This is a genomic window from Brevundimonas vesicularis (genome assembly GCF_027105095.1).
GTDB classification, from domain to species: domain Bacteria; phylum Pseudomonadota; class Alphaproteobacteria; order Caulobacterales; family Caulobacteraceae; genus Brevundimonas; species Brevundimonas vesicularis_E.
Genome location: NZ_CP114278.1, coordinates 2,058,862 through 2,080,867 on the forward strand (window position 1 = coordinate 2,058,862; position 22,006 = coordinate 2,080,867).

Annotated in this window: 21 protein-coding genes and 3 tRNA genes; 8 read left to right on the forward strand and 16 right to left on the reverse strand. The window is 65.3% G+C overall.

Annotation, left to right across the window (positions count from 1 at the left end; genetic code table 11):
- The first annotated feature begins 18 nt into the window (after window positions 1-18).
- From O2K97_RS10260 to O2K97_RS10270, 3 genes are all read left to right on the forward strand, one after another.
- Complete coding sequence (locus tag O2K97_RS10260; protein WP_269219186.1) at window positions 19-1,650, forward strand: AbgT family transporter; 1,632 nt, start codon at window positions 19-21, stop codon at window positions 1,648-1,650.
- A gap of 96 nt (window positions 1,651-1,746) precedes the next feature.
- Window positions 1,747-1,823: transfer RNA gene (locus O2K97_RS10265), tRNA-Asp, on the forward strand.
- Between the two features lie 80 nt (window positions 1,824-1,903).
- Window positions 1,904-1,980: transfer RNA gene (locus O2K97_RS10270), tRNA-Asp, on the forward strand.
- An 85-nt stretch (window positions 1,981-2,065) separates the two neighbouring features.
- Here the strand turns inward: O2K97_RS10270 and O2K97_RS10275 are convergent.
- A complete protein-coding gene (locus tag O2K97_RS10275) occupies window positions 2,066-3,316 on the reverse strand; it encodes a glycosyltransferase (RefSeq protein WP_269219187.1) in 1,251 nt (416 codons plus the stop codon).
- A 312-nt stretch (window positions 3,317-3,628) separates the two neighbouring features.
- Between O2K97_RS10275 and O2K97_RS10280 the strand changes: the two genes are divergently transcribed.
- Window positions 3,629-6,922: an autotransporter outer membrane beta-barrel domain-containing protein gene (locus O2K97_RS10280; RefSeq protein WP_269219188.1), complete on the forward strand. Its 3,294-nt coding sequence runs from the start codon at window positions 3,629-3,631 to the stop codon at window positions 6,920-6,922.
- A gap of 58 nt (window positions 6,923-6,980) precedes the next feature.
- Here O2K97_RS10280 and O2K97_RS10285 read toward each other — a convergent pair.
- The 3 genes from O2K97_RS10285 to lon form a co-directional block, all read right to left on the reverse strand.
- Window positions 6,981-7,057: transfer RNA gene (locus tag O2K97_RS10285), tRNA-Val, on the reverse strand.
- Window positions 7,058-7,091: 34 nt separating this feature from the next.
- Window positions 7,092-7,367, reverse strand: a complete 276-nt coding sequence (locus O2K97_RS10290; protein ID WP_269219189.1) for an HU family DNA-binding protein — start codon at window positions 7,365-7,367, stop codon at window positions 7,092-7,094.
- A gap of 103 nt (window positions 7,368-7,470) precedes the next feature.
- On the reverse strand, window positions 7,471-9,867 hold the full coding sequence (gene lon / locus O2K97_RS10295) for an endopeptidase La (protein WP_269219190.1): 2,397 nt from the start codon (window positions 9,865-9,867) through the stop codon (window positions 7,471-7,473).
- Window positions 9,868-10,149: 282 nt separating this feature from the next.
- Between lon and O2K97_RS10300 the strand changes: the two genes are divergently transcribed.
- Both O2K97_RS10300 and O2K97_RS10305 read left to right on the forward strand, forming a co-directional pair.
- Entirely contained in the window at window positions 10,150-10,278 is a 129-nt protein-coding gene (locus O2K97_RS10300; protein ID WP_255520708.1) for a hypothetical protein, read from the forward strand.
- The gene (locus O2K97_RS10305; protein ID WP_269219191.1) at window positions 10,275-10,484 is read left to right on the forward strand and encodes a hypothetical protein; all 210 of its coding nucleotides are present in this window, start codon (window positions 10,275-10,277) and stop codon (window positions 10,482-10,484) included. Before O2K97_RS10300 ends, O2K97_RS10305 begins: the two co-directional genes overlap by 4 nt.
- 193 nt (window positions 10,485-10,677) lie before the next feature.
- Here the strand turns inward: O2K97_RS10305 and O2K97_RS10310 are convergent, their stop codons facing one another.
- From O2K97_RS10310 to O2K97_RS10355, 10 genes are all read right to left on the reverse strand, one after another.
- Complete coding sequence (locus tag O2K97_RS10310) at window positions 10,678-11,025, reverse strand: TfoX/Sxy family protein (RefSeq protein WP_269219192.1); 348 nt, start codon at window positions 11,023-11,025, stop codon at window positions 10,678-10,680.
- 1 nt (window position 11,026) lies between these two features.
- Window positions 11,027-11,416 (reverse strand): HesB/IscA family protein, encoded by a 390-nt coding sequence (locus O2K97_RS10315; protein WP_112862111.1) that lies wholly within the window; start codon window positions 11,414-11,416, stop codon window positions 11,027-11,029.
- A 13-nt stretch (window positions 11,417-11,429) separates the two neighbouring features.
- Window positions 11,430-11,819, reverse strand: coding sequence for an SUF system Fe-S cluster assembly protein (locus O2K97_RS10320; RefSeq protein WP_017504008.1), 390 nt, complete (start codon window positions 11,817-11,819; stop codon window positions 11,430-11,432).
- A gap of 4 nt (window positions 11,820-11,823) precedes the next feature.
- Window positions 11,824-13,062, reverse strand: a complete 1,239-nt coding sequence (locus O2K97_RS10325) for an aminotransferase class V-fold PLP-dependent enzyme (protein WP_269219193.1) — start codon at window positions 13,060-13,062, stop codon at window positions 11,824-11,826.
- Window positions 13,041-14,063 (reverse strand): Fe-S cluster assembly protein SufD, encoded by a 1,023-nt coding sequence (gene sufD, locus O2K97_RS10330; RefSeq protein ID WP_269219194.1) that lies wholly within the window; start codon window positions 14,061-14,063, stop codon window positions 13,041-13,043. Before sufD ends, O2K97_RS10325 begins: the two co-directional genes overlap by 22 nt.
- 145 nt (window positions 14,064-14,208) lie before the next feature.
- Complete coding sequence (gene sufC / locus O2K97_RS10335; protein WP_269221128.1) at window positions 14,209-14,958, reverse strand: Fe-S cluster assembly ATPase SufC; 750 nt, start codon at window positions 14,956-14,958, stop codon at window positions 14,209-14,211.
- A gap of 2 nt (window positions 14,959-14,960) precedes the next feature.
- Window positions 14,961-15,452, reverse strand: a complete 492-nt coding sequence (locus O2K97_RS10340) for a hypothetical protein (RefSeq protein ID WP_269219195.1) — start codon at window positions 15,450-15,452, stop codon at window positions 14,961-14,963.
- Window positions 15,449-16,915 carry a Fe-S cluster assembly protein SufB gene (sufB, locus tag O2K97_RS10345; RefSeq protein ID WP_269219196.1) on the reverse strand — a complete coding sequence of 489 codons (1,467 nt, stop codon included), beginning with the start codon at window positions 16,913-16,915 and terminating at the stop codon, window positions 15,449-15,451. The genes O2K97_RS10340 and sufB overlap by 4 nt, the downstream gene beginning before the upstream one ends.
- Entirely contained in the window at window positions 16,915-18,054 is a 1,140-nt protein-coding gene (locus O2K97_RS10350; protein WP_269219197.1) for a cysteine desulfurase family protein, read from the reverse strand. Before O2K97_RS10350 ends, sufB begins: the two co-directional genes overlap by 1 nt.
- The gene (locus tag O2K97_RS10355; RefSeq protein ID WP_017504015.1) at window positions 18,051-18,530 is read right to left on the reverse strand and encodes an Rrf2 family transcriptional regulator; all 480 of its coding nucleotides are present in this window, start codon (window positions 18,528-18,530) and stop codon (window positions 18,051-18,053) included. Before O2K97_RS10355 ends, O2K97_RS10350 begins: the two co-directional genes overlap by 4 nt.
- A gap of 158 nt (window positions 18,531-18,688) precedes the next feature.
- Here O2K97_RS10355 and O2K97_RS10360 point away from each other — a divergent pair, with 158 nt between their 5' ends.
- Together O2K97_RS10360 and O2K97_RS10365 are read left to right on the forward strand one after the other, a co-directional pair.
- A complete protein-coding gene (locus tag O2K97_RS10360) occupies window positions 18,689-19,339 on the forward strand; it encodes an alpha/beta hydrolase (protein WP_017504016.1) in 651 nt (216 codons plus the stop codon).
- Window positions 19,340-19,487: 148 nt separating this feature from the next.
- On the forward strand, window positions 19,488-19,700 hold the full coding sequence (locus tag O2K97_RS10365) for a YdeI/OmpD-associated family protein (protein ID WP_269219198.1): 213 nt from the start codon (window positions 19,488-19,490) through the stop codon (window positions 19,698-19,700).
- A 4-nt stretch (window positions 19,701-19,704) separates the two neighbouring features.
- On the opposite strand, the gene ahpF is transcribed toward O2K97_RS10365, so the two are convergent.
- Both ahpF and ahpC read right to left on the reverse strand, forming a co-directional pair.
- Window positions 19,705-21,294, reverse strand: a complete 1,590-nt coding sequence (gene ahpF / locus O2K97_RS10370) for an alkyl hydroperoxide reductase subunit F (protein WP_269219199.1) — start codon at window positions 21,292-21,294, stop codon at window positions 19,705-19,707.
- A gap of 137 nt (window positions 21,295-21,431) precedes the next feature.
- Window positions 21,432-21,995 carry an alkyl hydroperoxide reductase subunit C gene (ahpC, locus tag O2K97_RS10375; RefSeq protein WP_017504020.1) on the reverse strand — a complete coding sequence of 188 codons (564 nt, stop codon included), beginning with the start codon at window positions 21,993-21,995 and terminating at the stop codon, window positions 21,432-21,434.
- Between the last annotated feature and the right edge of the window lie 11 nt (window positions 21,996-22,006).

The following is a 22,006-nucleotide window of genomic DNA, read 5'->3' on the forward strand; positions in this document are numbered from 1 at the left end:
TAACCGAAAGTCATCCGAATGAGCCTAGCCAGCCGCGCCCTGAACGCTGTCGAGCGGATCGGTAATCGACTTCCCGATCCTGTCTTCCTGTTCCTTTGGCTGATCGGCGGTTTGATCGTCCTCAGCATGGTCGGCGCCGGCCTGGGCTGGTCGGCCGTCAATCCGGTCACCGGCGATCAACTGGTCGCAAAGAGTCTGCTGTCCGCCGAGAATCTGGAACAGTTGATCATCGGCATGCCCCGCACCCTGGCGGACTTCCCGCCCCTCGGCATCGTCATCACCATCATCTACGGCGCTTCTGTCGCCGAACGGACCGGGATGTTCGCCACCGCCATTCGCAGCGCCCTGCTGAACGCCCCGCGCTCCATCCTGACGCCCGTCGTCGTGATCACCGGCATGGTGTCCCATCACGCGTCGGACGCCTCCTATGTGGTGGTCATCCCGCTGGCGGCCGTCATCTTCGCCGCTGCGGGCCGCCATCCGCTGGCGGGTCTGGCCGCAGGCTTCGCCGCCGTGTCGGGCGGATATGCCGGCAACCTGTTCCCTGGCGCCAGCGACGCCTTGATCCTGGGCATCACCGAGCCGGCCGCCCGCCTGATCGACCCGTCCTATTCGGTCAACATCGCCGGCAACTGGTTCTTCATCGTCGGCGTCGTCTTCGTCTTCACCCCCATCGTCTGGTTCCTGACCGACCGGGTGATCGAGCCGCGCCTCGGCGTCTGGAAGCCGGCAGAGGGCGTCGCCGCACCGAACGCTTCGGAAAAACAGCCCCTGACCGCCGCCGAAAGGCGCGGCCTGAAGTTCGCCGGTCTGGCGCTTCTGGGCATGATCGCGCTCTGGGCCCTGCTGACCTTCATACCGGGCTCGCCATTCGTCGATCCCGAGGTGGACCCCGAGCAGAAGTTCAATCCGCTCTACAAGTCCCTGGTCGCCTTTTTCGCCATCACCTTCTTCGTCACCGGCGGGGCCTATGGGGCCGGAGCCGGCACGATCCAGTCGCACCGCGACATGGTCACGATGATGCGCGACGGCATCGCCCAGTTGGCGCCCTATATCGTGCTGGCCTTCTTCGCCGCCCACTTCGTGGCCATGTTCAACTGGTCGGGCTTGGGGCCGATCCTGGCGGTCAATGCGGCGGCGGGTCTGAAAACCCTGGCCCTGCCCGCCCCGCTGCTGCTGATCTGCGTCGTCTTCGTCTCGTGCTTCTTCGACCTATTCATCGGCTCGGCCTCGGCCAAGTGGTCGGCCCTGGCGCCCATCGTGGTGCCGATGTTCATGCTGCTGGGCATTTCGCCCGAGATGACGACCGCCGCCTATCGTATGGGTGATTCCGTCACCAACATCGCCACGCCGTTGATGAGCTACTTCCCGCTGATCCTGACCTTCGCCCAACGCTGGGATCCGCGATTCGGCCTCGGTTCCTTGATGGCGACCATGCTCCCCTACGCCGGGGCCTTCCTGGTCGCCGGTCTGGCCATGGTCGCGGCCTGGGTCGCCTTCGACCTGCCGTTGGGGCCGGGCGTCGGCGTCCATTATGAACCGCCACCTCCCGCTGTGGCGGCCCATGAGCCTGCCGACGGCGGCGTAGCGGGCCCGCAAAGCCCGCCCCAGGCGGCGATCGTCACACCGTCCACAGCCCCGTCGCGTTGAGGGGCGCGTTTCTCCGAAAAGGTCGCTTGACGCGATGTGTCAGCCCGCCTAAACGACGCCCCTCGCCGGGGCGCACAGCCGCTTCGGCCGGGAAACGCGGGTGTAGCTCAGTTGGTTAGAGTGCCGGCCTGTCACGCCGGAGGTCGCGGGTTCGAGCCCCGTCACTCGCGCCACTCTTTCTAGAAATAGAAGAGTGGCGCACACCGCCTTCCCAAAAAGCTTTCGAAACAGCTCAAAAGTTTCGACCTGATACGCGGGTGTAGCTCAGTTGGTTAGAGTGCCGGCCTGTCACGCCGGAGGTCGCGGGTTCGAGCCCCGTCACTCGCGCCACTTCTTTTCAAGACATCACTAAAAGAAGTGGCGCGCTCCCGTTTTCAGAAACGCGCCACTCGAACGCGGCGTGGCCTTGGCCGCCTCAGTGCAGCGGCAGTGCACTATCCGGGTTCACGAACGCCGCTTCGCCCGTCAGCTCGCCGTAGACCACGCAGAGGTCTTCGAAGACGCGGTTCCAGGCGAACTGGCTGACCGCCTTTTCGCGCGCCACCCGGCCGATCGCTTCGATGTCACGCGTGAACAAGGCCTCGACCGCCTGGGCGTAATCGTCGGCATCCGCGCTGGCGGCCAGCTGCCCCACGCTTTCGTCGACGGTTTCGGCGACGCCGCCCGCATTGACCCCGACCAGGGGGCGACCGCAGGCCATGGCCTCCAGCACGATCAGCCCGAACGGTTCTTTATCATTGGCGTGAACGAAGGCGTCGCAGCTGGCGATGATCTTGGCGACCGCCTTGGGATCGCTTTCATAGGGCATGGAGATGACGCGATCTTCCTCCGGCATCCCCGCGCCAGCGCCGACCAGAACCAGATGATAGGGCGCGCCAAGCTTCTGGACCGCCTCGATCAGCACGTCGACGTTCTTCTCCTTGGCTGGACGACCGGCGAAGCACAGTAGGCGCGCGTCCTCGCCCAGACCCAGCTGTTTCAGCAGCCACTGCCGGTCACGGCGTTCCGGACGGAAGGTGTCGATCTCCACGCCCAGAGGCCGAATGACGATGTTGTTCACACCGGCCTCTTCCAAGCGACGCGCGATAAAGCGGCTGGGCGACACGACCCGATCAAACTGTGAAAACAGCTTCGCCCAGCGTTTCTCCACCGGCTTCTTGGCCCATTCGCCGAAATGCAAGGCGGCGAGCCCGGCTGGATCGGAGTGGCAGAAGCCGACGACTGGGCATCCGACTCGCTGACCGGCCTCCAAAGCCCCCTGCCCCGGCGTGTAAGGGTCCCCGGCCTCGATGATGGACGGCTTCATCGCCGCCACCCAGGCGCTCCAGCGCTTGACCGAACTGGGCCAGCGGTAGCCGTCCCCGAACGGCAGCTTGGTCGCCCGCAGTTGCACGATGCCGTCGGCCCTCGCCTTGTGACGCGCGCCGGGCACGATCAGCGAGTGACTGACCCCTGGCCGATTGGCCTCGATCCACGCCTTCTTGGAAAGGATATAGCGCTTCACCCCGCCCGAGCGCGGCGCATAGAGCATTGTGGTGTCCACCAGCCGGGGCCGCTCGTCCATCGCCGCCGCCTTCAAGGCCCGCAGCGTATCGGCGACTTCCACGTCCAGCCCCGGAATCAGTCGGAGTTCGCTTTCCTGGACGTCGAGGTCTGTCATGCTCATGGAGTGTTCTCGCCTGGTCTGGGCTGTCGAACGCCGAAGGGGTTCGATGGATGCGTCCACGGGACGCAGCCTTTAAGACCGTTCGACGCCCGTAAACCCCGGCGCGGCAAAGCTCAAGTGCGCGCCTTCGCGATTCCCTCCGCATTCGGCCTATTGGGCATCGACGAACGAACGCGGGTCGCATTACAGGATCGCCTAAGGACCATCACGGCCTTGCATTCGCCTCAAATTCGATAAACTTGGAACGCTGGCGCGGACCCTGCTAAGGGGTCTCCCGTAACGTGACGCGTGACCACCAGGGGTTTCTACCGAATGCGTATTTTGCTCGCGACCGCCGTGGCGATCGCCCCCTTGATGGTCGCCACCGGATCCCAGGCCGAGATCGTCATCTCGAACGCCCGGACCACGCCGATCCAGACGTCCAATGCGACGGGCACGGCCGCCGACAACATCCGCATCGCCAGCGGCGGCAGCGTCGCCGTCGCCTCGGGCGCGGCGGTTACCCTGAACAGCAACAACACCGTCGATCTGGACAGCGGCAGCTCCATCACGATGGACAAGTCGGCCGACGGCTCGACAGGTCTTCTGGTCAACGGCGGCAACACCGGCTCGGTGATCGTCGGCGGCTCGATCACCGTCAACGACACCCAGGAAACGGCCGACATCAAGGACACCGACGGCGACGGCGACCTGGACGGTCCGTTCGCCACCGGGACCGGCCGCTACGGCGTACGGGTCACCGGCGCCTCGCCCTTCACCGGCAACATTGTGGTCGAAGGCTCTGGCGCAATCGCAGTCGAGGGCAACAACTCCTACGGCCTGGCGGTCGAATCCGCGCTGAACGGCAAGCTTCAGAGCCTGGGCACGGTCCGTGTGACCGGCAACGACAGCGCCGCCATCCGCACGACAGGCCCGATTTCCGGCAATGTCGAGCTCGGCGGCTCTATCTCGGCGCTGGGCGCCAATGCGTCGGGCGTCTCCGTTGAAGGCGATGTCGGCGGCGCGCTGAAAATCCACTCCACCGTGGTCGCCACCGGCTACCGCTACACGACCCCGCCGCCCGTGCGTCCGACGACCGGCACGTTCGATAACGCCACAACCGTGTTCCTCGACGAACTCGACGCCGACGATCTGCTGCAAGGCGGACCGGCCGTGCGCGTCGGCGCCAATGTCGCCGGCGGCGTGCTGTTGGACAAGGCGCTCGCCTATTCCGAGGCCGGCATCGAGGGCGACGACGACAAGGACGGCGTCAAGAACGGCGACGAGGACGATGACGGCGACGGCGTCAAGAACCGCGACGATACGGACCGTGACGGCAACGGCATTCCGGACGCCAGCCAGACGACGGCCTCCATCACATCGCTGGGCGGCGCGCCTGCGCTGCTGATCGGTTCGACCTCCAACTCCGTCACCTTGGGCACGGTTGGGACTGGCGACGCGGCCTATGGATTGATTAACCGCGGCACAATCACAGGCTCGGGTCTGTATTCCGGCGTCGAAGCCCGTGCGGTTCAGCTCGGCGTCACCGGCGGCCAGGCGGTCAATATCGTTGGCGGCGTTCGCAACGAAGGCGGGATTACGTCCACCGCATTGGACGCCAATGCCACGAGCCTCTGGGTCGGGTCCGGCGTCACAACGCCGACGATCAGTAACGCCAGCAATATCCAGGCGATTTCCTCCGGCAAGGGCACGGAAGTCTCGACTGGTATTCTTATTGGGGCCGGTGCGAACGTCGGGTCTCTGACGAACACGGGCAACATCGTCGCCTCTTACACTGGAAACCATGGCTCGGCGGTGGCGATCCGCGATCAGTCCGGTTCGCTGACCCAGTTGAGCAATGCGGGCTCGATCGTCGGCTCATTTGTTCCGAATAGCAGCGACACTACTCCGGTTGATGGAACAGCGATTGCCATTGATCTGTCCTCGAACACGACCGGCGCCACTGTGCGTCAGTACGGCGTTCTGGCGCCCGCTGGCAGCACGGCGACCGACACGGACAAGGACGGCGTGCCGGACAGTAACGAACCCGCCATCGTCGGCGCGATCAAGTTTGGCTCAGGCGCCGACACGTTCAACATCGAGAACGGCGTTGTCTCCGGTGATATCGATTTTGGCTCAGGTGCGGATCGACTGAACATCAGCGGCGGCGCCGTCGTTTCGGGCGCAATCAAAAACGACGACGGTCTGCTTGATATCAACGTGTCGAAAGGCACCCTGAATGCGACCCAAACGGGTGCGACGGCGATTTCGAACCTGAACATCGGTTCGGAAGGCACGCTCTTGGTCAATCTTGACCCCTCCAACGACCGCGCCGGCGGATTCAACGTCAGCGGCAATGCGACCTTGGCGACAGGCTCGACCTTGGGCGTACGCTTCGCTTCGCTGATCGACGGACCTGAGCGTTTCAACGTCATCACCGCCGGTACATTGAACGCGGGTCAGATCAACCAGACCTTGCTATCCGACAACTCGCCCTATCTCTACGTCGTCGAAGGCGGCGTCGCGGGCAACACCGTCTATGTCGACGCCCGTCGCCGCACGGCCTCCGAGGCTGGGCTGATCCCGGTCGAGGCGTCCGCGTACGACGCCGTCTATGGCGCGTTGGGGTCCAATGAGACGCTGCGCAACCTGTTCCTGTCGCAGACGTCGCGCGACGGCTTCATCGACGCCTATGAGCAGATGCTGCCCGACCACTCCGGCGGACCGCTGAGGTCGCTTTCGGCCGGCGTTGATGCCGTGACCCGCGCGCTGACCGGCCGCAACGCCGCCGCTGCGCCGGGCGAAACCAGCGCCTGGGTGCAGGAGATCAACTTCTACGCCGACAAGGACAAGACCGATTCCTACGGCTTCCGTTCGGAAGGCTTCGGCGTCGCAGGCGGCGTCGAAAAGGGCACCAACCTGGGCGCCGTCGGCATCTCGGCCGCCTTCACCTCGTCCGACATCAAGGATCCCGAGGCGGAGGCCGAAGAGGTCCTGTCGGCCAACCTGCTGGAGCTGGGCCTCTACTGGCGCGCTCAGGGTCAGTACTGGACGACCTGGGCCCGTGCGGCTGGCGGCTATGCCTCCTTCAGCGCGGACCGCTCTCTGGTCGCCACGGGCGTCTATCTGAACAACAAGTCCGACTGGCACGGCTGGACCGCTGCGGTCGCCGGCGGCGCCTCCTATGAGCGCAACTTCGGCCGCCTGAACATTCGCCCAGAAATCTACGGCGAATATTTCAGCCTGTCGGAAGGCTCGCGCAGTGAGAAGGGCGGCGGCGACGGCTTCGACCTCGACATCGATTCGCGCGACAGCCACATCTTCTCGGCGGTGGCGGCGATGAACGTCGGCTATGGCTTTGGCCGCAACGGCTGGATCCGTCCGGAACTGCGCGTCGGCTATCGGCAGAACATCTCGGTCGACGCCGGCGAAACCATCGCCCGCTTCGCCAGCGGCGGCCCGGACTTCATCCTGTCGCCCGACGCCATCGAAGGCGGCGGGCCGATCCTGGGCTTCCGCCTGAACTTCGGCAACGAACTGGGCATGCTGTCGCTGACCGGCGACGCCGAGCTGCTGGAAGACTATGTCCGCTACTCGCTGCTGCTGCGGGCCAGCTTCCGCTTCTGATCGCAGCCCGATCCAGACAAACGAAAGGCCGCCGGAGCAATCCGGCGGCCTTTTTGTTTGGTAGGCGGCGACGGGTTCGAACCGCCGACCCTCTCGGTGTAAACGAGATGCTCTGACCAGCTGAGCTAGCCGCCCCCAAGGGCAGAGACGGGCTTATGCCCGTCGCGCCTCAACCGTTCAAGGCGCTTTTCAAACCTTCGCCCGGGCGAAAGCGCGCGGTGCGCGAGGCCGGGCGGGCGACGGCCGCGCCGGTCTGGGGATTGCGCGCCACGCCGGCCTTGCGGTCCACGGCGACGAAACTGCCGAAACCGATCAGCTTCACGTCCGCGCCCCGCGTCAACGACTCGGTCACGCCGTCCGTAAAGGCCTCCAGCGCCGCTTTCGCCTGGTCTCGGCTGATATTCGCCGCCGCAGCCATGCGGCCGATCAGTTCTGCCTTGGTCATCGTTGTCTCCCAGCCGAATCACTAGAGGGCAGATCGACGGTTGCGTCAAAAACGAAAAGGCCGCCGGTGGGGTCACCGGCGGCGCTCGTTGTTCAACTCGGCGTTAGTGGCTGACGGCCGCCGCCGGTCCTTCCGGACCCGCGATCGGAGCCGGCAGCGGTTCCGCCGCCTCATCCCACTCGACCGGCGTCAGGGTGCCGACCAGGGCCCACTTCAGCGCCTCGTCCGCCGTGGAGATCGGCACGATCTCCAGCGCCGACTTCACATTGTCCGGCACATCAGCGAGATCCTTCTCGTTCTCCTGCGGGATCAGCACCGTCTTGACGCCGGAGCGCAGGGCCGCAAGCAGCTTCTCCTTCAGGCCGCCGATTGCGGTTACCCGGCCGCGCAGCGTGATCTCGCCGGTCATGGCGATATCCTTACGGATCGGGATGCCGGTCAGGACAGAAACCATCGCCACCGTCATGGCCACGCCGGCGGACGGGCCGTCCTTGGGCGTGGCGCCATCCGGCACGTGGACGTGGATGTCGGTCTTCTCGAACACCGGCGGCTTGACGCCGAAGGCCAGGGCCCGCGACCGCACATAGGACGCCGCAGCCGAGATCGACTCCTTCATCACGTCCTTCAGATTGCCGGTCACGGTCATGCGCCCGCGGCCCGGCATCTTGATCGCCTCGATGGTCAGGATGTCGCCGCCGAACTCAGTCCAGGCCAAACCGGTGACGATGCCGACCTGATCTTCCTCGTCCGTCTCGCCGTAGCGGAACTTCTTGACGCCCGCATAGTCAGCCAGCTTGGACTCATCGACCGTGATCGACTTGGCACCCGTCTTGGCCATCTCGCGCACCGCCTTGCGCGCCAGACCGCCCAGCGCGCGCTCCAGCGAACGCACGCCGGCCTCGCGGGTGTAATAGCGGATCAGGTCGCGGATCGTGTCTTCCGGCACGATCAGTTCGCCGTCCTTCAGACCGTGGTCCGCCAACTGCTTGGGCAGGACGTGGCGCTTGGCGATCTCGACCTTCTCGTCCTCGGTGTAGCCAGAGACCCGGATGATCTCCATCCGGTCCATCAGCGGCTGTGGCATGTTCAGGCTGTTCGCGGTCGTCACGAACATCACCTGGGACAGGTCGTAGTCCACCTCCAGATAGTGGTCGCCGAAGGTCGAGTTCTGCGCCGGGTCCAGCACCTCAAGCAGGGCCGACGACGGATCGCCGCGCCAGTCCGACCCCAGCTTGTCGATCTCGTCCAGCAGGACAAAGGCGTTGGTGGTCTTGGCCTTCTTCATCGACTGGATGATCTTGCCGGGCATGGAGCCGATATAGGTCCGGCGGTGGCCGCGGATCTCGCTCTCGTCGCGCACGCCGCCCAGCGACATGCGGACGTACTCACGCCCCGTCGCCTTGGCGATGGACTTGGCCAGCGAGGTCTTGCCGACGCCGGGAGGGCCGACCAGGCACAGGATCGGACCCTTCAGGCTGCCGGTGCGGGCCTGGACCGCCAGATACTCGATGATCCGTTCCTTGACCTTCTCCAGGCCGAAGTGATCCTCTTCAAGGATGTCCTCGGCCTTGGCCAGGTCGATCGGCTTCTGCTTGGCCTTGCCCCACGGCACCGACAGCAGCCAGTCGAGATAGTTACGCACGACGGTCGATTCCGCCGACATCGGGCTCATGTTGCGCAGCTTCTTGACCTCAGCCTCGGCCTTGGTGCGGGCCTCCTTGGACAGGCGCGTCTTGCGGATGCGCTTCTCCAGATCCATGATCTCGTCGCGCGCGTCGTCGGTCTCGCCGAGCTCGCGCTGGATCGCCTTCATCTGCTCGTTCAGATAATATTCGCGCTGGGTCTTCTCCATCTGGCGCTTCACGCGCGAGCGGATCTTCTTCTCGACCTGAAGGACCGAAATCTCGCCCTCCATCAGCCCATAGACCTTCTCCAGCCGCTTGGGCACGTCGAAGGTTTCCAGCAGGCCCTGCTTATCGGCGATCTTGACCGACAGATGGGCCGCGACCGAGTCCGCCAGCTTGGAGGCGTCGGTGATCTGGGGGATGGAGCTGAGCGCCTCGGGCGGGACCTTCTTGTTCAGCTTCACATAGTTTTCGAACTGCTCGACGACGGCGCGCAGCATGGCCTCGGCCTGCGAGGCGTCGCCGGCTTCGTCTTCGATCTCAACGGCCTCAGCCTCGAAATATTCCTCGCGATCGGTGAAGCGGGTCAGGCGCGCGCGGCCCTTGCCCTCGACCAGCACCTTGACCGTACCGTCGGGCAGTTTCAGCAGTTGCAGCACCGAGGCCAGCACGCCGATGGGATAGATGGCGTCCGGCGACGGATCGTCGTCGACGCTGTTCTTCTGGGTCGCCAGCAGGATCTGCTTTTCGCCCTTCATGATCTCGTCCAGCGCCTTCACCGACTTCTCGCGTCCGACGAAGAGCGGCACGACCATGTGCGGGAAGACGACGATGTCTCTCAGCGGCAGGACGGGCAGGATTTTTGGTTCAGTCATGATGCGTACTCCTGGGCCATTGATCATCTCCGGCCCGCCGCCAGGGTCCGCCGGGCAAGAGGCCCGACCGGCGCATGGCGGCCCGTCGATTCCGACGGCGTTCGGATGAGTATGTGGTTTGAAAGACCCGCGGTTCAAGCGTGACCGCGGAACGGCCCACATCTGCGTGGCCAACAAGGCCTTCCGGTCGCGCCGCTTTAGGTCCGCATTACGCCCGGCGGCGCTTTCGACATGGCCGCTTTACGGGGATCGGGCGTCTTCTGCGGCTCCAAGGAGATGACCATGAGCCGTTCCCACCTACTGGCCGAGACCCTGAAACGTCCCGTCCCGGCGCCGACAACCCTTCAGATGGCGATGACCTTCATCGGCGCCCTGTTCGGAGCCCCGATCCGTAAGGGCCGCGCGCGATGATGCAGGGCCAAGTCGAGGGCGGCGTGACGCGCGCCGCCCCTCCCCGACGCTATCGGGTCGTGCCTCGCGCCAGCGGTTGGGCCGTGGCGGTCAACAACGCCTGCACCCGCCCCCTGCCCGATCGCATCTCGGCCGAACGCCTCGCCGCCCGACTTCAGGCCGAGGCCGACCGCCTGAACCGCGACCAACATCGCCTCACACAATGATAACGCCCTTAGCCTCACCAACCGCCGTCGAAATCCTGACGATCCAGCCCGTCGGCGATCGCTGGCGCATCACCTCAAGCGACGGCCTGTTCGAAGGCGTCTTCACCGACGCCAAAAGCGCCGTCCGATGCGCCAGAGCGGAGGCCGAGGCGCATCCAGGGCACTCGGTTCGGATGGTTCGACCTGATGCGGGCTAGCGCTTCTTTCCCGACGCCTTCTTCACCGCCACATCCAGCGACCGCCGCGCCCAGGCGACGGCTTCGTCGGGATCGTCCAAGGCCGCTTCGGGCAGGGTCCAGTAGCCCATGCTCATCGTGCGGCCGTCCTTGGTTGGATAGGTGAATTGACGCGAGCCGGCCTCGACGAAGGCCTCGCCCAGCGCCTCGTCGCCCTTCAGCCAGACCACGCCGTCGTCCAGCAGGGCGAAAATGACGCCGGCGGCATAGACCCCCGCCCCGCCGAACATGCGCTTGATCTCCAGCCGGCCGAGCGCGTGGAAATGCTCGCGGACCCATTCGCCGAAGTCCGCATCGTATGCCATTTCAGTCGGCGGCGACCGGCACGATGGTCACGCTCTCGCCGCAGCCGCAGGCGTCGGTCTGGTTTGGATTGTTGAACACGAACTTGGACGCCAGCCGTGTCGTCTCATAGTCGATCTCGGTGCCGATCAGGAACAGCACGGCCCGGGGCTCGATCAGGATGGTGACGCCCTTGTCCTCGACCACCTCGTCCAGCGGCCCGATCTCGTCGGCATAGGCGAAGGTGTATTCCTGCCCTGCACAGCCGCCGTTCTTGACGCCGATCCTCAGGCCGATGTGATCGTTCTCGGCATTGTCCAGAATCTCACGCACCCGTTCGGCGGCCGCGTCCGTCAGTGTGACGGCCTTGGGGCGCGGGCGGCGCGGACGGGATGTGGCTTGAAGCTCGCTCATCAGAACATATCCATCAGAACATGTTCAGGGCCAGCTTGGCCTCGTCGCTCATCTTGGAGGCGTCCCACGGCGGATCGAACACCAGATTGGCCTTGGCGCTGCGCACGCCCTCGACCTTCTCCACCGCCGTCTCCACCCAGCCCGGCATTTCGCCGGCGACCGGACAGCCCGGCGCCGTCAGCGTCATGTCCACCACCACGTCGCGATCGTCGTTGACGTCCACGCGGTAGATCAGGCCGAGCTCATAGATGTCGACCGGGATTTCCGGGTCATAGACCGACTTCAGCGCCTCGATCAGCTGATCGGTCAGGGTGTCCAGCTCGGCCTGCGACAGGGCGCTCTTCTGGGGCTCGTCCCAGGCGTCCTTGAAGGCGTCGCTGTCTTGAATCGGTTGATCTGTCATCGGCTTACACGAAGAAGTTCCGCGCCTTGATCAGCGCATCCACGAAGGCGTCGGCATCCTCCACGGTGTTATATAGGGCGAAGGAGGCGCGGGTGCTTGACGTCACCCCCATTCTTTTCGCCAGCGGCTCGGCGCAATGCAGACCTGCCCGCACCGCGACCCCATATCGGTCCATGATCTGGGCGACGTCATGGGCGTGCGCGCCCTCGACGGCGAAGGTCAGGATCGCGCCCTTGCCTTCGGCCTGTCCCAGAATCCGCAGCCAGTTCTGACCCTGAAGTCGATCGACTGCGTGCTGATAAAGGGCGTGCTCATGCGCCTGCACGGCCGCCCGGTCGTATTTCGCCAGCCATTCCAAAGCCGCGCCCAGGCCGATGGCCTCCAGGATCGGGGGCGTCCCCGCCTCGAACCGGTGAGGTGGCCGGGCATAGGTCACGCGGTCCTGCTCGACCGTCTCGATCATCTCGCCCCCGCCCTGATAGCGCGGCAGCGCCTCAAGCGCCTCGGCCTTGCCGTACAGGGCGCCGATGCCGGTGGGCGCAAACAGCTTGTGCCCGGTCAGGACATAGAAATCGCAGCCGATCGCCTGAACGTCCGGCGTCGCATGAACCGCCCCCTGGCACCCGTCGATCAGCACCTGAGCCCCGGCCGCATGGGCCAGGCGGCTGATCTCGGCGACCGGATTGATGGTTCCCAGCACGTTGGACATGTGGGTGACCGCGACCATCCGCGTCCTGGGCCCCAGCAGGGCGGCATAGGCCGCCATGTCCAGCGCCCCGTCGTCCTTGACCGGGATCCACTTGATCACCGCCCCGCGCCGTTCGCGTAGCAGATGCCAGGGCACGATGTTGGAGTGATGCTCCATCTCCGAGACGATGATCTCGTCGCCCGGCTGTATCGACAGGCCCAGCCCATTGGCCACCAGATTGATCGCCTCGGTGCCGCCCTTGGTCCAGACCACCTGTTCGGCGCTCTCGGCGTTCAGGAAGCGGGCGACGATCTCGCGCGCCTTTTCGAAGGCCTCGGTCGCCTCGTTCGACAGGGTGTGCAGGCCCCGGTGGACGTTGGCGTAGCCGCCCTCCATCGTCGCCACCAGGGCGTCGATCACCGCGCGCGGCTTCTGCGCCGAGGCCGCGTTGTCCAGATAGACTAGCGGCTTGCCGTTCACCTGTCGCGACAGGATCGGGAACTGCGCCCGCACGGCATAAGGATCGAAGCTGTTCACAACCGCGCCGTCAGCCATTCCCGCGCCACCTCTCTCGCGCCCTCATGCTCGATCCGGTCGATGACCTCGATCAGGAAAGCCTGGGTCAGCAGGGCGCGGGCCTCGTCGGCCGGAATGCCGCGCTGCTGCATGTAGAACAGGGCGCTCTCGTCCAGCGTCCCCACCGTGTTGCCGTGCGCGCACTGCACGTCGTCGGCATAGATGATCAGTTCCGGCTTGGCGTCGATCTCGGCCCGCTCGCTGGCGATCAGGGCGTGATGGCCCATCCGCGCATCGGTGCCGTCCGCCCCGCGCTCGACCACGATCTTGCCCTGGAAGACGCCGCGCGCCGTATCGCGAGCCACGCCCTTGATCAGTTGCGAGGTCGCGCCGTCGTGTTCGACATGACGCACCACGCTGGTCAGGTCCGCATGACGCGATCCGTTCAGCAGATACAGGCCGTCGGCCTGAACCTGCGCGCCCTGGGCATAGTGGGTGATGCGCGTCTCGATCCGCTGCAGCTTGGCGCCGGTCGTGACGATGGTCTGGCGATAGATGCCGCCCGCCTCGACCTTCACATGGGCCTCGGCGATGGAGATGGCGTCCTCCGGCTCCTCGACCAGGACGACGCGCGTCACCTCGGCGCCGGCCGCCACGTCCAGTTCCAGCGTATTGTGCGCGACATAGGCCGAGCCCGCGCCCTCGTGCGTTTCCAGCAGCAGCAGCTTGGCGCCGGCGCGCGCCGACACCCGCGCGCTGGCCGTGTGGCCCGTGCCGACGGCGTCCGACACATAGCGCAGCCGCAGCGTCCGTTCGCCCGAGGCGATGAAGTCGGTCACGCCCACGGCGCGCCCGTTGGCGAAGACGATCGCCTCTCCGCCCAGATTAGAGAACGGTCCCGGCGCGCCGACCTCGGCCGTGCCGGACGGCTCCGGCGCGGCGCGAAGATAGCGCTTCAGGTCGCTGTATTTCCACGCCTCAATGCGCCTTGACGGATAGGTCTCGGCGTCGGTCAGGTCGATGCTAAAAGCTTTGCTCACTTGATCCTCCCCCGTTCACGGGGGAGGGGGACCATCCGAAGGATGGTGGAGGGGGCGGACCAAAGGCTGGTGTGTGGGGTCGCCCCCTCCACCGCTACGCGGTCCCCCTCCCCCGCGGCGCTTCGCTTGCTGGGGAGGATCATCATCACGCGGCTTGCGGCAGATACTTATCGTACCCTTCCGCCTCCAGCTTCAGCGCCAGTTCCGGCCCGCCCGAGGCCACGATCCGACCGCCGGCCAGCACATGCACCCGGTCCGGTTTGATGTAGTCGAGCAGGCGCTGATAGTGGGTGATGACCAACATGGCGCGGTCGGGACGCCGCAGGGCGTTCACGCCCTCCGACACGATGCGCAGGGCGTCGATGTCCAGGCCGGAATCGGTCTCGTCCAGGATCAGCAGCGACGGCTCCAGCAGGGCCATTTGCAGGATTTCCATCCGCTTCTTCTCACCGCCGGAGAAGCCGACGTTCAGCGGCCGCTTCAGCATGTCGAAATCCATCTTCAGCGCCTTGGACGCCTCGCGAACCAGCTTCAGGAAAGCGGGCGCCGCCACCTCCTCCTCGCCCCGCGCGCGCTTTTGCGCGTTCAGCGCCGTCCGCACGAAGGTCAGGGCCGGCACGCCGGGGATCTCGATCGGATACTGGAACGACAGGAAGACGCCCTTGGCCGCCCGCTCGGCCGGGTCCAGCGCCAGCAGGTCCTCGCCCGCCCATGCGACAGACCCTTCCGTCGCCTCATAGCCCGGCCGTCCCGACAAGGCGTAGCCCAGCGTCGACTTGCCGGCCCCGTTCGGCCCCATGATGGCGTGCACTTCGCCGGCGGGAACGTCGAGCGTCAGACCCTTGAGAATCGGCTTTTCGCCGACAGCGACGTGGAGGTTGTTGATGGAAAGCATCGTCAATCAATCATCATTGAGGGGCGGTAGTAGAACTCGATCGTCTTATTCGACGGCGTCGTAAACTTTGCTGAAATGCGATCCGGCCCAAACTCGAGTGTTGGTCCTTCCTCCATCATCGCAATGATCTGCTGGTAGCGCGTAACATCTTCGGCCAAGCAATATGTCGATCGATCTTTTGCTCTGGTTGCATCGGCCATCTCACCGTTTTTTTCCGGTGTGCTACCGCTCCAGAAGCGGCCATCCGCCTTGTCGAGGAAGCCATGATCCCGGCAACCGCCACTAAGGAAATAGTGATTAGCCACGTTCTTGTCGTCTCCGGTCGCGACAAGATTAATGGAAATATTTGATCCTAATGTGGGCTGACCATTGAGCATGATCAGGTTGCCATCGAAGATGTCTACCATCCCATCTCCCTCTTGAGTCGAAGCAGGAGCCTGAGTGCATCCAGCAAGAAGCGTCGCAAAAGCGACAGCTGCAAAGGCCTTGTTCACCCCACGCTCCCCTCAAGGCTGATCGCGACCAGCTTCTGCGCCTCGACGGCGAACTCCATCGGCAGTTTCTGCATCACGTCGCGGACGAAGCCGTTGACGAGCAAGGCCACCGCCTCCTCCTGCGACAGCCCGCGCTGCTGGGCGTAGAACAGCTGGTCGTCGCTCAACCGCGTCGTCGTCGCCTCGTGCTCAAGCTGGGCCGAGCCGTTGCGCGCCTCGATATATGGGATGGTGTGCGAGCCGCAGTCCTTGCCGATCAACAGGCTGTCGCACTGGGTGAAGTTGCGCACCCCCGTCGCCTTCGGATGCACAGAGACCAGACCGCGATAGGTCGAATCCGACCGACCCGCCGACACCGCCTTGGCGATGATCCGCGACTTCGAATTCTTGCCCAGATGGATCATCTTGGTGCCGGTGTCGGCCTGCTGATGTCCGTTGGTGATGGCGATGGAATAGAACTCGCCGGACGATTCCTCGCCCTTCAGGACGCAGGACGGATATTTCCAGGTCACGGCCGAGCCGGTCTCGACCTGCGTCCACGACACCTTGGACCGATCGCCCCGGCAGTCGGCGCGCTTGGTCACGAAGTTGTAGATGCCGCCCTTGCCCTCGGCGTCGCCCGGATACCAGTTCTGAACCGTCGAATATTTCACCTCGGCGTCGTCCAGCGCCACGATCTCGACCACGGCCGCATGCAGCTGGTTCTCGTCGCGCATCGGCGCGGTGCAGCCCTCAAGGTAGGAGACGTAAGCCCCCTTGTCGGCGATGATCAGGGTCCGCTCGAACTGGCCCGTCTGGCTAGCGTTGATGCGGAAATAGGTCGACAGCTCCATCGGACATTTCACGCCCGGCGGGATGTAGACGAACGACCCGTCCGAAAAGACCGCGCTGTTCAGGGCCGCGAAATAGTTGTCCGAGACCGGCACCACCGATCCCAGATATTGCCGCACCAGATCAGGATATTCGCGCAAGGCCTCGGAAATCGGCATGAAAATCACGCCGACCTTGGCCAGTTCCTCCTTGAAGGTCGTCACCACCGACACGCTGTCGAACACGGCGTCCACGGCGACCTTGGGCGCGCCCTGCACCCCGGCCAGCACCTCCTGCTCCTTCAGCGGGATGCCCAGCTTCTTGTAGATTTCCAGGATCTCGGGATCGACCTCGTCCAGCGACTTGGGCCCCTCCTTCGCCTTGGGCGCCGCATAGTAGAACAGGTCCTGATAATCGACCGGCTCGTAGCGGACCGCCGCCCAGGTCGGCTCCTCCATCGCCAGCCAGCGCTCATAGGCGGCCAGACGCCATTCCAGCATCCATTCCGGCTCGCCCTTCTTTTCGGAAATAAAGCGCACGATCTCGGCGCTCAGTCCCTTGGGCGCATATTCCGTCTCGATGTCGGACGTAAAGCCGTGCTCGTACTTCTCCAGCGCGGCGACGGCGTCGATGGTTTCCTTGACGGCGGCCATCAGGCGACCTCTCTCACGCGCTCGGCGGCGCGCGTCTTGTGCTTGTTGTAGGCGGCGACCCAGGCGTCGGCGAACCTTGCCCAGTCGCCCTCGACCGTGCCCCATCCGCCGGAGACGCGCACGCCCCCGGTCGCCAGCGCGTTCAGGCCCATGGCGCTGATGGTCTTGGACGGCTTCACCTTGCCCGACGAACAGGCCGAGCCGGCCGACACCATGACGCCCGTCAAGTCCAGGGTGATCAGCTGCTGCGGACTGTCCCAACCTTCGACGGCCATGAACAGGGTGTTGGGCAGACGCGCCACGTCGCCGCCGATGATGGTCGCGCCCGCGGCCTTGACCTTCACCTCCGCCGCATCGCGCCAGGCGACGTGCGAAGCCATCGTCTCCAGATCCCGCGCGGCGCAGTCAGCCGAGGCGCCGAACCCGGCGATGCCCGGCACGTTCTCGGTCCCGGCGCGCAGGCCCCGCTCCTGCCCCGCGCCATGCAGGATCCGCACGCCCGACAGGCCTTCCTTGAAGATCAGGGCGCCGACGCCCTGCGCCCCGCCCAGCTTGTGCGCCGACAGGGTCAGGGTGTCCGCGTCCAGCGCGCGCATATCGACCGCGATCTTGCCCGCCGACTGGATCGCATCAACGTGCAGCCAGCCGCCCGCTGCTCGTACCAGCGCCGCCGCCTCGGCGATCGGCTGGATGACGCCGCTTTCGTTGTTCGCATGATGGATGGCGACCACGGCCCGGCCCGGACGGCGCAGCGCCTCAGCCAGCCAACTCAGATCGACCACCCCGTTCGCATCGACCGGCAGAATCTCTACGGCTACGCCCGAATTCGCGGCCGTCTCGGCAACGCACGGATGTTCCGTCGCCGACACGATCAATCGCTCGCATCCGGCCGCCAGGGCGCTGGCGATGCCTTGGGCATTGGCTTCGGTGCCGCCCGAGTTGAACACCACCGCCGTCGGATCGGCCCCCACCAGATCCGCGACCTGCGCCCGTGCGGTCTCGACCCGCGCCCGCGCCCGCCGGCCCGCCGCATGGACCGCCGACGGATTGCCGTTGTCGGCCAGGGTCCTGGCCATGATCTCCAGCACCTCCGGCCGCACCAGGCCCGAGGCGTTATAGTCCAGATAGACGCCGGTCATGCCGCGACCCCGACGGCCGAGGCCTCGACATTGCGCCGACGCTGGCCCGTGCGGTTCATCACCACATCCTCCAGCGACACGCCGGCCAGATAGCGATGGATCTCGTCGCCCAGATCTTCCCAAAGATTGTGAGTGATGCAGCGTTCGCCGGCCAGCATGCAGCCCTTGGGCGAGCCATGCGCCACGCACCGCGTCGCCCGGATCGGCTCATCCACCGCCAGCACGATCTCGGCGACCACCGTCTCGTGCGCCGCCTTGGCCAGACGGTATCCGCCACCCGGTCCGCGCACGCTCTTGACCAGCTCGCTCTTCCTCAGTCGGGCGAACAGTTGCTCCAGATAGCTCAGCGAAATCTCCTGGCGCGCGGCGATCTCGGCCAGCGAAACCGCCCGGATTTCACCGCTCTCGCCGCGTCCGTTCTTCGCCAGATCGGCCATCGCCATCACGGCGTATCGTCCCTTGGTCGACAGACGCATCTCGCACCTTCAAAAATTGCGCGCTTTTCGGGGCTCTTGTGCTAGAACCCGCGCCTTCGCAAAGGCGGCGCGCTTGCGGAGGGACTTAGAAAGTCCCACCTCTGCGGTCAAGTATTACGCACTCGCGAAATGACAGTTGAACGGATTCCAGAGCCCCTATGCCTGAAGTCATCCTGCCCGGCGCCTCCGGTCGCATCGAAGGCCGCTATTCCCCGGGCAAGCGCCCGAACGCCCCGATCGCGCTGATCCTGCACCCGCACCCCAAGGCGGGCGGACATATGAACAACCCGGTCGCGGTCACCCTGCACCAACTGTTCCAGCAGCGCGGCTTTGCGACCCTGCGCTACAATTCGCGCGGCGTCGGCAAGTCGCAGGGCGAGTTCGATTCGGGCATCGGCGAGCTGGCCGACGCGGCCACCGCCCTCGACTGGCTCCAGGCCAACAATCCGGGCGCCAGCCAGACCTGGGTCGCCGGCTATCAGTTCGGCGCCTACATCGGCATGCAGCTTCTGATGCGTCGCCCCGAAACGGACGGCTTCATCTCGGTCTCGCCGCCGTCGAACATGTATGACTTCAGCTTCCTGGCGCCCTGCCCGGCGTCCGGCCTGTTCCTGCACGGCACGGCCGACACCATCGTCCCGCCGGTCGAGGTCGAGCGCGTGGTCAACAAGCTGCGCACCCAAAAGGGCATCATCATCGACTACGAACTGGAAGAGGGCGCCAGCCACTTCTGGCAAGACCACATGAGCGCGGTCGAAACCCGCGTCGGCGCCTATCTGGACAAGCGTCTGGAAGAAAAACCGGCCTGATATTCGGCCTGGATGCCGAACGCCCGCTAGCGTCAGGTCGGCGTCGGTCTGGCACGGAGAGGCGAAGCCCTGGTTGCGGCTCCGTCTTTCCGCCGCGACAAATGGGCATGGCCAATGCGATCGACATCCCGGGCGGCGTGTTCACGACTTGCCGGACGACCTGCGCGAGACTTTGGTCGCCGCGCCGGAAGCCTTGGCGACCTGGCGCGACATCACGCCCCTGGCCCGCAACGAATGGATATGCTGGATCGAGTCCGCCAAGAAGTCGGACACCCGGCGCAAACGGCTGGATTGGGGCCGGGCGAGCTTGGCCGACGGCAAGCGCCGCCCCTGCTGCTGGCCCGGCTGCCCTCACCGTTAGGCGATCACGCCGGTTCGACCACCGCCTCTTTCGCCGGCTCGGTGCGGATCATGTAGTCGAAGGCCGACAGACCCGCCTTTGACCCCTCGCCCATGGCGATGACGATCTGCTTGTAAGGCACGGTTGTCGCGTCGCCCGCCGCGAATATGCCCGGCTGCGAGGTCTCGCCACGGTGATCCACCTCGATCTCGCCGCGCGGCGTCACGCCCACTGCGCCATGCAGCCATTCGGTGTTCGGGACCAGACCGATCTGCACGAAGATGCCTTCCAGATCGATGTCGTGGTGGGCGTCGGAGTTGCGGTCCTTGTAGGACAGGCCCGTCACCTTCTCGCCGTCGCCATGCACCTGGGTCGTCATGGCCGAGGTCACGATCCGCACGTTCGGCAGGGTCGCCAGCTTGCGCTGCAGCACCGCATCGGCCCGCAGTTCGCTGTCGTATTCGATCAGGGTCACATGGGCGACGATGCCCGCCAGGTCGATCGCCGCCTCGACGCCGGAGTTGCCGCCGCCGATCACCGCCACCCGCTTGCCCTTGAACAGCGGCCCGTCGCAGTGCGGGCAATAGGCCACGCCCTTGTTCTTGTACTGCTCCTCGCCCGGCACGTTCATCTGGCGCCAGCGCGCGCCGGTCGACAGGATGACGGTGCGCGATTTCAGCGATGCGCCGTTCTCCAGCACCACCTCGTGCAGGCCGCCCGGAACCTTGGCCGGGATCAGCTTGGCCGCCTTCTGCAGGTTCATCAGGTCCACTTCATACTCGCGGACGTGTTGCTCCAGATGGGCCGCCAGCTTGGGCCCTTCGGTGTAAGGGACCGAGACGAAGTTCTCGATCGCCATCGTGTCCAGCACCTGGCCGCCGAAGCGTTCGGCGACGACGCCCGTGCGAATGCCCTTGCGCGCCGTATAGATGGCGGCCGCCGCCCCGGCCGGGCCGCCGCCGACCACCAGAACCTCGAACGGATCCTTGGACTTCAGACGCTCAGCCGCGCGGACTTCGGCGCCGGAATCCAGCTTGGCGACGATCTGCTCCAGCTCCATCCGGCCCTGACCGAACAGCTCGCCGTTCAGGAAGACCGTCGGCACGGCCATGATCTTGCGTTGCTCGACCTCGTCCTTGAACAGGCCCCCCTCGATGGCGACGTGTTTGATGCGCGGATTGATCACGCTCATCAGGTTCAGCGCCTGCACCACGTCCGGGCAGTTCTGGCACGACAGCGAGAAGTAGGTCTCGAAAACATAGTCGCCGTCCAGGTCCCTGACCTGCTGGATCACCTCCTGCGCCGCCTTGGACGGATGGCCGCCGACGTGCAGCAGGGCCAGCACCAGCGAGGTGAACTCGTGGCCCAGCGGAATGCCTGCGAACCGCACGCCGATATCCGTGCCCTTGCGCCGGATCAGGAAGCTGGGCTGGCGTTCGTCGTCATAGTCGCGGCCCATCTCGACCTTGCCGTGCGAGACCGAGACGATCTCCTCCAGCAGGGTCTTCAGCTCGATCGACTTGGGCCCCGCGCCCAGCGAGGCGACCAGTTCGACGGGATGGACGATGTTCTTGAGGTAGGCTTCGAGCTGGGATTTCAGATTGGCGTCTAGCATCGGATGCTCCTCGAATTTCAGGGTAACGCGCCGCCTTCGAGCCGATCCCGGCGAGGCCTGCGCGTTAAGGTCCGCCCCACACGTAGGAGGCCGGGTGGGTCCGACCCGAAGGCCGGACCCGATAGGCGCAGTCAGTCTTAGATCTTGCCGACGAGGTCGAGCGACGGAGCCAGGGTGGCTTCGCCTTCTTCCCACTTGGCCGGGCAGACTTCACCCGGGTGCGAGCGCACATACTGGGCGGCCTTGACCTTGCGCAGCAGTTCGGCGGCGTTGCGGCCTATGCCTTCCGACGTCGTCTCGGTAAACTGGATCACGCCGTCCGGATCGACCAGGAAGGTCGCGCGGTCGGCTAGGCCCACACCCGGACGCATGGCGTCAAAGTTGTTGGTCACCAGACCCGACGGATCGCCCAGCATCGTGTATTCGATCTTGCCGATCGCCGGCGACGAGTCGTGCCAGGCCTTGTGCGAGAAGTGGGTGTCGGTCGACACCGAATAGATCTCGACGCCCAGCTTCTGGAACTCGGCGTAGTGGTCAGCCAGGTCTTCCAGTTCGGTCGGGCACACGAAGGTGAAGTCGGCCGGATAGAAGAAGAAGATCGCCCACTTGCCCGCGACGTCGGCGTCCGTGACCGTCAGGAATTTGCCGCCCTTATAGGCTTCGGCCGTAAAGGGTTTGATGGTCGTGTTGATGAGGGCCATGCGCAAAATCC

Coding starts and splice junctions, on each gene's coding strand:
- O2K97_RS10300 (WP_255520708.1), top strand. CDS start 10,150: ATGAGCCGTTCCCACCTACTGGCCGAGACCCTGAAACGTCCCGTCCCG.
- sufB (WP_269219196.1), bottom strand. CDS start 16,915: ATGGCCGCCGTCAAGGAAACCATCGACGCCGTCGCCGCGCTGGAGAAG.
- O2K97_RS10290 (WP_269219189.1), bottom strand. CDS start 7,367: ATGACCAAGGCAGAACTGATCGGCCGCATGGCTGCGGCGGCGAATATC.
- O2K97_RS10315 (WP_112862111.1), bottom strand. CDS start 11,416: ATGAGCGAGCTTCAAGCCACATCCCGTCCGCGCCGCCCGCGCCCCAAG.
- O2K97_RS10275 (WP_269219187.1), bottom strand. CDS start 3,316: ATGAGCATGACAGACCTCGACGTCCAGGAAAGCGAACTCCGACTGATT.
- O2K97_RS10280 (WP_269219188.1), top strand. CDS start 3,629: ATGCGTATTTTGCTCGCGACCGCCGTGGCGATCGCCCCCTTGATGGTC.
- O2K97_RS10350 (WP_269219197.1), bottom strand. CDS start 18,054: ATGACCGGCGTCTATCTGGACTATAACGCCTCGGGCCTGGTGCGGCCG.
- O2K97_RS10325 (WP_269219193.1), bottom strand. CDS start 13,062: ATGGCTGACGGCGCGGTTGTGAACAGCTTCGATCCTTATGCCGTGCGG.
- O2K97_RS10260 (WP_269219186.1), top strand. CDS start 19: ATGAGCCTAGCCAGCCGCGCCCTGAACGCTGTCGAGCGGATCGGTAAT.
- ahpC (WP_017504020.1), bottom strand. CDS start 21,995: ATGGCCCTCATCAACACGACCATCAAACCCTTTACGGCCGAAGCCTAT.
- ahpF (WP_269219199.1), bottom strand. CDS start 21,294: ATGCTAGACGCCAATCTGAAATCCCAGCTCGAAGCCTACCTCAAGAAC.
- O2K97_RS10355 (WP_017504015.1), bottom strand. CDS start 18,530: ATGCGTCTGTCGACCAAGGGACGATACGCCGTGATGGCGATGGCCGAT.
- O2K97_RS10320 (WP_017504008.1), bottom strand. CDS start 11,819: ATGACAGATCAACCGATTCAAGACAGCGACGCCTTCAAGGACGCCTGG.
- O2K97_RS10305 (WP_269219191.1), top strand. CDS start 10,275: ATGATGCAGGGCCAAGTCGAGGGCGGCGTGACGCGCGCCGCCCCTCCC.
- sufC (WP_269221128.1), bottom strand. CDS start 14,958: ATGCTTTCCATCAACAACCTCCACGTCGCTGTCGGCGAAAAGCCGATT.
- O2K97_RS10360 (WP_017504016.1), top strand. CDS start 18,689: ATGCCTGAAGTCATCCTGCCCGGCGCCTCCGGTCGCATCGAAGGCCGC.
- O2K97_RS10310 (WP_269219192.1), bottom strand. CDS start 11,025: ATGGCATACGATGCGGACTTCGGCGAATGGGTCCGCGAGCATTTCCAC.
- lon (WP_269219190.1), bottom strand. CDS start 9,867: ATGACTGAACCAAAAATCCTGCCCGTCCTGCCGCTGAGAGACATCGTC.